Source organism: Sulfuricurvum sp. (genome assembly GCF_049305995.1).
In the GTDB taxonomy this organism is placed as follows: Bacteria; Campylobacterota; Campylobacteria; order Campylobacterales; family Sulfurimonadaceae; genus Sulfuricurvum.
The window spans coordinates 1-9,345 of sequence record NZ_JBAQPS010000300.1 but is presented as its reverse complement, the minus strand read 5'-3'; the positions used below and the strand labels follow the sequence as shown (position 1 = coordinate 9,345).

The window sequence follows — 9,345 nt, the reverse complement described above, 5'->3', positions numbered from 1 at the left end:
CATGGGCACTGCGAAAACTTTTAGACAAAGCACCGCATTATCAGAAGCTCTTAATTAAATTATTTAAAGTACTGGAACCAAAATTTGATGAGTTTGAGTAGATTCGTTCCATCAAAGTTTACTATATATTTAAGTGTAATTTTTTGATTTGGAGTGAGTAAGCTATAGATATAAGCATATGTATTAATAATCCCTTAATTAATTAGAGTCTCCCGGCCTTCTATGCTTTAATACGCACCTTTTCGAAAAACCATAACCATGACGGTTTGGAAAATAATCTTCAGATCTATCATCGGAGATTGTTTATCGATGTATTCCATATCGAGCGCCACACGCTCATCATAACTGATATCGTTACGACCACTCACCTGCCACAAACCTGTTACACCTGGCTTTACCGAATACAGCTTAATCGCATATTTTCCATATTTTCCTACTTCATCTTCGACAATCGGGCGAGGACCAACAACCGACATATCCCCTATCAAGGAATTAAAAAACTGTGGTAATTCATCCAAACTGCTTCGACGCATAAAATCACCAATCCCAGGCACCACCCTCGGATCAACTTTTAGTTTAAAATCTTTTTCATACTCAGCACGAATATCGGGATTTTCATCGAGTAATTTTTTCAACCGTTGCTCAGCATTGGGAACCATAGTTCTAAATTTATAGACACGAAAAAATTTTCCATCTTTTCCGATACGCTTATGTCCGAAAAATATAGGTCCTTCTGGTGAATTGTATTTTATCAAACCAGCTAGTATTACAAATATAGGAGATAACATCAACAATGTAAAAGCAGAAAACCAAAAATCAAACATTCTCTTCCCAATCAGTTTCATACTATTATGCTGAATACTATTATAAACTTCAAAGTTTTTTTCATTGAATTCAATATGACAACGATTTAAAAATTTGTTCGTAAATTCCGAAAAAATCATGATCTTAACACCATCATAATCGAGCTCTTCGAGAAAGCTTTTAAGCTTCAAAGAAGCCTTTTTCTCTAAATTCAGAACAACAAACCCAACTTCATGTTTAGAGATATAAGTTTTAATATTATCAATAATAACATCATCGACGTCGTGAACAATATCAACAAAGAAAATATCTTTGACTACACCATAGAGATGGTTTTTTTCTTCTTTGGTGATTTTGTATTTATTTCCTAAAATAATCAATCTTCAACCTTTATAAATAATACTCACAAATATACACTAACTATTATTAATTTCTCGAAAAATCATCCTCGACTTAAACAGTATCATCTTCATGCTTATGCTTCGAGTGATTCCTTTACAACTTATCCCACCATCTATGGTGCATACTAAACTTTTTTATCATCCACATAGGTAGCTTTTCATATTTTTGCCCTAACTTATAACCTAGATACTTCATACCATTTCTTACAAACCATTCAGGTAATAAATACCAGGCTCTATTATCAAGTAAATATTTTACCTCTGACTTTATGTATTTCATACCTTCACCCTCTGCTTTTCCGAACTCGTTTAATATCCAGTTTTCACATTTATGAAATACACCAATATCAAAATACCGTTTGAATTCTTGCCATACGGTATAACTATGACTATGATACACTTTAGCCTCGGCTGTATAAACAAGGCTATATCCTGCCAATATCATCTTGGCTCCAGTATACACATCTTCACCAAGTATCAAACCATCTTTAAAGCTTCCTGTTTTCAATAAAATATTTTTTCGATATGCTGTAAATGAATTTGAGAGTTGAGCAGTTTTAATCCCATACTTTTTTATATCTTCTTTAGTTCTAACTATTGTCTGATCCGAATAATTAAATTCCCTCAAATGTTTACCAAAAAGATTTGTATCACCATAGCTTAACTGTCTTCCATAAGCCCCACCAACCTTTTCATCATCAAATACTTTAATAATGTTTTCTATTGACTTGTCATCATAAGGTAAAGCATCTTGAGTTAAAAATACTACTATCTCACCTTTTGCAATTTGTGCCGCTTTTGCCCGCGTACCACCATGATCAAATTCATTTTGCGGTATCACTATCACATTATCAGTAAACTCTTTAGCTATCTCCACAGTTTTATCTTTTGATGATGAATCTATAACAATAATTTCATATCCATTTAGGCTTTGTTTTTGCAAAGATTCTAAAAGTTTTAATAGATAATTTTCAGCTTTATATGTTGGAATAATAATTGTAATTTTCATAGGATTTATTCTTTCTCCTTTATATACTTTTCTATTTTTGGCAATAATATTTTAAAAGTATCAACGTTTTCCATATCATCTTTAAGCCCTTCATAATCAGCATTTGGCATGTATATTGCGTTTAAAATATAGTGTGATTCTCGTTCAACATCAAGTTTATTGGCAAAATATGCGCTTCTTGAACCGTGGTCAGATTGAAGAATGATAATCCCATCAGGATCTTTCTTTTGAATATCTACTATTAAATCATGAATTTTATTCGTAGCATAAATATATTGTTCTAAATACACATTTTTATCAGAATAATTTTGTACATTATAAATTACTTGATGCTCACCGTTCTCCAAATATCGAAATGGTATATGTGGTAACAATAAATGTAAAAAAATAAACTGACTCTTATTATTAGTAAGATGGATCAATTCTTGAAATATTTTTTTGTCTCCATCATAAAATTGATTAATAACTTGTCTTCTTATATATACTTCTAAAATAGAATTTTGGCCAAGATATTCCAAAAATGGGTTTTTGTATTTATAGTACTTTTCATACCCTTGATTTGTATGCGTAAATAAACCAAAGGAAGCAATACTATAATCCAATGATATAAACTTTTTAAAAACCACATTCTGCTTATATAAGCTTAATCCAATACCCATATCAGCATTTGCGTTAACATATTTCATATTCAAAACAGATGGAATTGATATTATTGTTTTGGCAAATTTTGTATGACTATTTTCAGCAACAAAAAATCCATTTGTCGTCAAAAATTCTTTAAAATTATCATTGTCATATCCATATATCTGCTTTATGCTCCCAAATGCAGCATATTCATCAAGAATTATAAAATATACATTTGGCATAGTTTTACTTTTTGCTAATTGCACGTTAGATTCATTTCTTTCAATTTGTACTTCAAAACTCCATACTACATTTTTATAATTAAAACCAATTTGCAAAACAACCATGAACAATATAATTACAGAAAAAACATTTAAAGGTGGAGCGATGAAGTCATATCTATATAAACTTTTTTTCATCCATATCAACAATAAAATCAATAATAAAAAAACTAAAGGCAACAAATACTTAGTTTTAAAAATTTCAGGGTTTAATCCATAGAAATATTGTCTAAAAAGCCCAAAATAAAAAAACACCAATAAAAAAACTACTAAATAAAGTGCTGTTTTTTCTCTATCTTTAAAAAAAAGATTCAATAAATAAAATAAACAAACAACTAAAATCAAAGATGCGCAAGCATAAATAATTGCATCTAATAAAGCCAACTCTTGCATATTAGCAGCATAAAGTGATAATGCAGGATAAAAAGAAAGTAGGAATATATAAAACGGATATTTTATCATCTATTTTTTCTTCATTCTATATAATATTCTATCACTATTAACAACATTATCTTTATCTACAATTGTAAAAAACCCACTAAATATATCCTCAAAAACTACACTGTCATATTCATCAAATATATCTTCTCTAGAGCTCAGCATTCCTACGACCATGCTATCACTTTTTGGAACAAACTCGATAATGAGGTATTCACTAGATATTTTGGCAAATAATTCAGCTAGCTTACTCAGAGGTATTCCACTTGTGATTCTCAAATGATGTATCACTGCAAGTGCCAAAACGACATCAGCTTTCAAAGTACAAACCCTATGTATAAAACTTTCTCTTTCTAGATTATCGTAACCTACTGCTGGAGTTGGATTTGAGATATCTACTATCAGGGGCAATAAATTATGTACATTTTTATTTCTAATATAGTTTTTTTCCACAGCAAGAGTATCTATGTCACATGACAATACAAAACACTCACTATTGCTTGAAAATATCTCACTAAAAACTCCTGTATTTGCCCCTATATCGACTACTTTTTTTGGACTTATTTCATTTGCCCATTTTACAATCATCTCTTTTTTAAAGGAAAATGAATTATCAGTGTAATTATTACCATCATTGGAATAATAGTCTGACCATTCAGTTTTGTTTGTTTTTAACTTTAGATTTTTTATTATACTTTGAAGTTGGTCAATGATACCAAGTAGTCCGTATTTGGAAATTTTAACTTTTTTATCATCACTTTGCACTGAGTTATTTTCCATTTTTGCATGAAGATACAAATGAATAAATACGAGTGGACTAAACATTGCTGATTTTGGCAAAAGTTTTGTAGCCAATAATAACGGAATGCCATCTAAATTTAATAACATTAATTTATTGAGTGATAAATCAACTTTTGACATCAATAGCAAAGGTGCCAAAAAATGCCTACAAAATTGGCCATAAGCATTCCATCCATTTCCATTAGTATGCATTTCAAATGACAATGTATCTATAAATTCAGGAACCGAACCAACAAATTGAACATTAAAAGCACTAGCATCTTTCAATGTCATATCGTGTTCTAATGCTAATTTTTGAATATCAAGCGTTAACAATGCAGCATCTTTATACTGCGAAAAAGCCCATTCATATGGATACGTTATAAAGTTTATAGTATTCGGCTGAATGATAATTTTATCAGGATACTTTTTAATTTCTGTATGTGAGACTAACATATTTTTTGCTACTAGCTTATCATACAGTCCAGAAGTCATTAGCCTATCATACTCACAAAAATACTCTTGATTGATCTGACGATATACAGTTTCATCTTCTACAAATACAAACCCTGACGGGTCACGAAAAGAAGAACTATTTTTGTGCATTTCCATCATCTTCTTTTTCTGAGTTAAAAAAGCTTTTTATCTTAAACCAATATATTTTCATAGTATACCCAGCGGCAGCTACGCCCGCAACCAAAGCTTGTAACGCCATACTTGCAGTACCAGAGTCTATGTATGCAAAAAGACAAGAAAATGATAAACCTAATATCAACAATAATTTCATCTATACGAGTTCCTCATCTATATTTTATTTATACTATTTTTCATGACTATACTTACCTCATAACTTAAAATATTGCTTCTGCCAATCTATAGTTTCTAATATAGAGTCATGTAAAGTTGTATTTGATTGCCAACCCAAAAGTCCTTTAGCCTTAATTATCGATAACACATTTCTTTCTACATCATGTGATTTTTTTGGAATATATTTCCTTTCTACTCTAATATTTAATATCTTTTCAATTGTATCTATCAAATCATTGAGACTTACACCAACACCGCTTCCAATATTTATATTTCCACAGTAATCAATATTTAATGACTTTAAAAAAGCTCTGGCAACATCATCAATAAAAATATAATCTTTGATAATATTACCATCCCCCCAAATTTCAAATATTTGCTTATTTAATGCGTAATAAATAAACTTTGCAACTACGCCCTGTTTAGCATTTGGATCTTGCATGGGACCAAATGGATTGGATATTCTAAGTGAAATAAAACTCAAACCATAAAGTTTATTATACAAACCAAGATATTGTTCGCAAGTATTCTTAATAATGCCATAGGATGATATTGGGTTTGAGCATGTTTCTTCACTAATAAATTCGTCATTAATATTCCCATATATGGCACCACCACTTGAAGCATAAACAATTTTTTTAATATTTAATTCAACAGCAATATCTAAAATCGCAATTAAATGTAGCAAATTATTTTTTATATCAATGTCAATCATATTATTTGATGTAGCAGGTACTGTGGCAGAATAAAGATAGACAATATGTGAAATTTGATAGTCTAAAATTGCATTTTTAATAACTGTCATATCTTCCAAACTACATTTTATATTAATAACCTTTGATAAAGCAGTTTGCTGAAATCTTGAATCTCTCTCATCCAAAACGATAATGCTTTCTACTTCTGCATCTTCATTAAATATTGTTTTTATCCTTGAACCTATAAAGCCATTACCTGCAATTATTAATACTCTTTTCAAACCACTTCCCCTATAAACACATTCTCAAGAATCTCTCTAATAACTTCTTCACTGAGTAAATTTAAATTTCTATAATCTCGTTTAATATTTATATCTTGAAGCTTTTTAACATAAAAATCCAAATTTCTAAATTCATGAAAATCTAAATACTGAATATCATCTCCATCTATAAACTCCGTAATATACGAATATTTTCCAATAATCATTTTACAACCTGCTGCAAAAGCATCTAACTCTACTAAAGAAACTACTTCAAAATAACTCAAAGATATGAAAATATCAGCTCTACATAAATATTGATAATACTCATTTTTATTCAAACCACTTACTACTTCTACATTATTTATATTGCTTGCTATTTTCTTAAACAAATTTACATATTTCTTGTCTGTATCATTATAATTACCCACAAAAACAAACTTTTTATCTGGGTTAAGTTTTGCAATTTTTAAGACTACAATTTGATTCTTCCTTGATTCGATTCTACCTGCACACACGATAAGATTTTTTTCTTTTTCTAAAAAACACTCTTTTGTTTCATAGTAATGAGGCAAGGTCACAAAATTGCCTGTACATATATCCTTTTCAATTTCAAGAGCCTCAAGCTTTGAACTTGTAAAAACAAATTTAGCATTTAATATAATCTTTTCTTGCACTTTTCTAATGTCATAGTTACTTTTCAATGTTAAATTTTTTAAAGACTTTAGTACAGATAAATATTTTTCATATCTTACTGGATCATAATTGGATAAAAAAGAAATAAACTTTCTAATTCCAAAAGTCCCATTTTTTAAATAATTTAATATGCCTTCTTCTGGATGATGTAAGGTATAAATCACATAGGGTGTTTTTTTATTTATACAAATTTCTATTAAATCATAATAATACATAGGACGATCTATATTGAAGAAAAAAAGACAATCATAGCTATCTAAAATTGATTGATTTGTATAAACTTCACAGTTAAATCCTAATCTTTTTTCTAATAAGCCTTTATAATATAGCAATAAGCTGTGATCTCCTCCATGTTTATTTACAGCATCTAGTCTTTGAACAAATAAAATTTTCTTCATTTTTTCTTTTCTCCTAATTGTTCTATCTCAAATTTTTTAAATGATAAATTGTTTTTTTGAGCTGCCACCCCTAAGAATAACCATAAAAACATCATTGGCTTAAATGCTACAAAGTCATCTAGAAACAGAGCAGTAATTATCAATACTATAAGATAATAACTCATAAATTTGCAATATGAATAAAAATATCGATATATTTTAGATAAAAACCATATAAAAAATCCCAAGCCAATCAACCCTGTTTCTGTAAAAACACGAACATAATAACCATCAACCGCTAATGACGCGAACGATGGACCAGACCCGATTAATATAGCGATATTAGAGTTAAAAGTTATCATTACAAGATAAAGCCATCTAAAAACCCTAATCAATGTACTTGCATCACCATCATCAGACATAGCATTTATATTTAAGACTTCATATGCATTATAAAAATAACCCTCTCGTGTCATTTCTAATGCTTTAATCTCTTCAAGATAATTATCAAATAGTCCAAATATATCTGTTTGAAAAAGCAATAAAAAACGACTTAAAACTTCTATGTCTGAAATTCCTATTAATAAAATCATCGATAAAAGCCCGACTATGCTTACAATTTTATTTGATTTCCAAAAATAATTGTAAAAAATAACCACAAAAACTGCAAAAACCATAATTCTTGAAGCAGCCATTAAAACTACTATTAGTGCTAATAATGTAAATAGATAGTGTTTTTTAGATAAAAAATAAAATACCAAAAATGAACCAACCATTGCTGATTCCCATGGTCCACCCAAATTTCCTCCTGGTCTATTGTCAAAACTAACACCAATATTTAAAAGTAAAAATTTTTGTGCAAGCATAATAAATAATAAATATAAAAGATAAAAAATTAAAAATTTATCTATAAGCTCAGAATTTGTCAGATAACGTCCAATATAAAAAAAAATCATATATTCAATTAATCTTACAACATATAACACACCACCTAAATCAACATTACCTAATGCAAAATTAATTAAAAAACTAGCAAGGGAAAAAATAACAAAATAAAAATAATATTTTATTTCAGGATGTATAATCATTAAATCAACTTTTTTAATGATTAAAAAAGAAAATAATAAAATTAAAACAATATCATCAAGCCTAACACCATGTTCAAGACTTCCATTAATAGGAATTACCCCTATTTTAAAGCCAAAAAATACCCATAACATCGATAATGTCAAAAGAACACTAGCTTTATTATTAAAAAATAAAAGGGACAGTTTCATATTCGTTTTTTTATAACTTTAGCAGGGTTGCCAACAGCAATAGAAAATGGCTCAATAGATTTGGTTACTACCGAACCAGCACCTATCACAGATCCTTCACCTATTTTAACACCATCCAATATAATGGCATTGTTGCCAATCCAACAATTCTCTTCAACTATAATACCCTTACGTATGGTTCCTTGCTCTGCAATCGAATGATTTCCGTCTTCAAAAATATGGTTCTCTGCAATGAATTGTACATTGGCTCCAATTTGATTTCCAGATTTGATATGCAACAATCCGGCTGCACCCAAAATAGCATTAGGACCAATATACACATTTGAATCAATCATAATACCTTCGCCTAAATTGGATAAATCACTTGTAATTTGCAACCAAGCTTTTTCACGTATCGTTACTCTATCACCCAAAATCACCCCCTGCTTCGAAAGGCAATTGATGTAACAATCATCTGCGATATAACAGTTTTTACCGACAGAAAGTTTGTTTTTAAATACTATTTTAGTACGTGAACCAACGATAAACAAACCATCACATTTTTTTAATAAAAATTTATAGAAAATAAATTTGAAAATACCTGGATATAATTTAGCAAATAAATATTTTACAATATCAAGAATCCCAATACTGTTAAAATCAATTTGCTTATTGATCTTATTTAAGATATTGTTCATTAAAAATTTAATCATGAATTAATGTTTCTCTCTCATCTGTGCTCTATGTTGCTGAATAATAAGATCAGTATTATATTCTAATTTAATTTGTTCATAATACTTTACTATGTCTTCTGTGTATACATTATTTAACACTTTACGCAACGTTTCTTCAAGATTTTGTGGATCATTTAATTTAAATCTATTATACTCATACACATATTGCAGGGAGGGTATATC

Annotated in this window: 10 protein-coding genes; all 10 read right to left on the bottom strand. The window is 29.2% G+C overall.

What is annotated here, in order from left to right:
• Positions 1-227: 227 nt before the first annotated feature.
• Positions 228-1,184 (bottom strand): sugar transferase, encoded by a 957-nt coding sequence (locus tag WA010_RS10365; RefSeq protein ID WP_422557039.1) that lies wholly within the window; start codon positions 1,182-1,184, stop codon positions 228-230.
• Positions 1,185-1,299: 115 nt separating this feature from the next.
• On the bottom strand, positions 1,300-2,214 hold the full coding sequence (locus WA010_RS10360; RefSeq protein WP_422557038.1) for a glycosyltransferase family 2 protein: 915 nt from the start codon (positions 2,212-2,214) through the stop codon (positions 1,300-1,302).
• Positions 2,215-2,219: 5 nt separating this feature from the next.
• Complete coding sequence (locus tag WA010_RS10355; protein WP_422557037.1) at positions 2,220-3,581, bottom strand: sulfatase-like hydrolase/transferase; 1,362 nt, start codon at positions 3,579-3,581, stop codon at positions 2,220-2,222.
• Positions 3,582-4,952, bottom strand: a complete 1,371-nt coding sequence (locus WA010_RS10350) for a hypothetical protein (RefSeq protein WP_422557036.1) — start codon at positions 4,950-4,952, stop codon at positions 3,582-3,584.
• Complete coding sequence (locus tag WA010_RS10345) at positions 4,930-5,124, bottom strand: hypothetical protein (protein ID WP_422557035.1); 195 nt, start codon at positions 5,122-5,124, stop codon at positions 4,930-4,932. Before WA010_RS10345 ends, WA010_RS10350 begins: the two co-directional genes overlap by 23 nt.
• A 57-nt stretch (positions 5,125-5,181) precedes the next feature.
• Positions 5,182-6,120, bottom strand: a complete 939-nt coding sequence (locus WA010_RS10340) for an NAD-dependent epimerase/dehydratase family protein (protein WP_422557034.1) — start codon at positions 6,118-6,120, stop codon at positions 5,182-5,184.
• Positions 6,117-7,193 carry a glycosyltransferase gene (locus WA010_RS10335; protein ID WP_422557033.1) on the bottom strand — a complete coding sequence of 359 codons (1,077 nt, stop codon included), beginning with the start codon at positions 7,191-7,193 and terminating at the stop codon, positions 6,117-6,119. Before WA010_RS10335 ends, WA010_RS10340 begins: the two co-directional genes overlap by 4 nt.
• Positions 7,190-8,449 carry a hypothetical protein gene (locus WA010_RS10330; protein WP_422557032.1) on the bottom strand — a complete coding sequence of 420 codons (1,260 nt, stop codon included), beginning with the start codon at positions 8,447-8,449 and terminating at the stop codon, positions 7,190-7,192. Before WA010_RS10330 ends, WA010_RS10335 begins: the two co-directional genes overlap by 4 nt.
• On the bottom strand, positions 8,446-9,141 hold the full coding sequence (locus WA010_RS10325; protein WP_422557031.1) for an acyltransferase: 696 nt from the start codon (positions 9,139-9,141) through the stop codon (positions 8,446-8,448). The genes WA010_RS10330 and WA010_RS10325 overlap by 4 nt, the downstream gene beginning before the upstream one ends.
• A 3-nt stretch (positions 9,142-9,144) precedes the next feature.
• A partial coding sequence (locus tag WA010_RS10320) for a hypothetical protein (RefSeq protein ID WP_422557030.1) occupies positions 9,145-9,345 on the bottom strand: 201 nt, incomplete at its 5' end.

Excerpts from the sequence above, each read along its gene's own strand:
- WA010_RS10360 (WP_422557038.1), bottom strand. The coding sequence starts at position 2,214 with ATGAAAATTACAATTATTATTCCAACATATAAAGCTGAAAATTATCTA.
- WA010_RS10355 (WP_422557037.1), bottom strand. The coding sequence starts at position 3,581 with ATGATAAAATATCCGTTTTATATATTCCTACTTTCTTTTTATCCTGCA.
- WA010_RS10350 (WP_422557036.1), bottom strand. The coding sequence starts at position 4,952 with ATGATGGAAATGCACAAAAATAGTTCTTCTTTTCGTGACCCGTCAGGG.
- WA010_RS10345 (WP_422557035.1), bottom strand. The coding sequence starts at position 5,124 with ATGAAATTATTGTTGATATTAGGTTTATCATTTTCTTGTCTTTTTGCA.
- WA010_RS10335 (WP_422557033.1), bottom strand. The coding sequence starts at position 7,193 with ATGAAGAAAATTTTATTTGTTCAAAGACTAGATGCTGTAAATAAACAT.
- WA010_RS10330 (WP_422557032.1), bottom strand. The coding sequence starts at position 8,449 with ATGAAACTGTCCCTTTTATTTTTTAATAATAAAGCTAGTGTTCTTTTG.
- WA010_RS10325 (WP_422557031.1), bottom strand. The coding sequence starts at position 9,141 with ATGATTAAATTTTTAATGAACAATATCTTAAATAAGATCAATAAGCAA.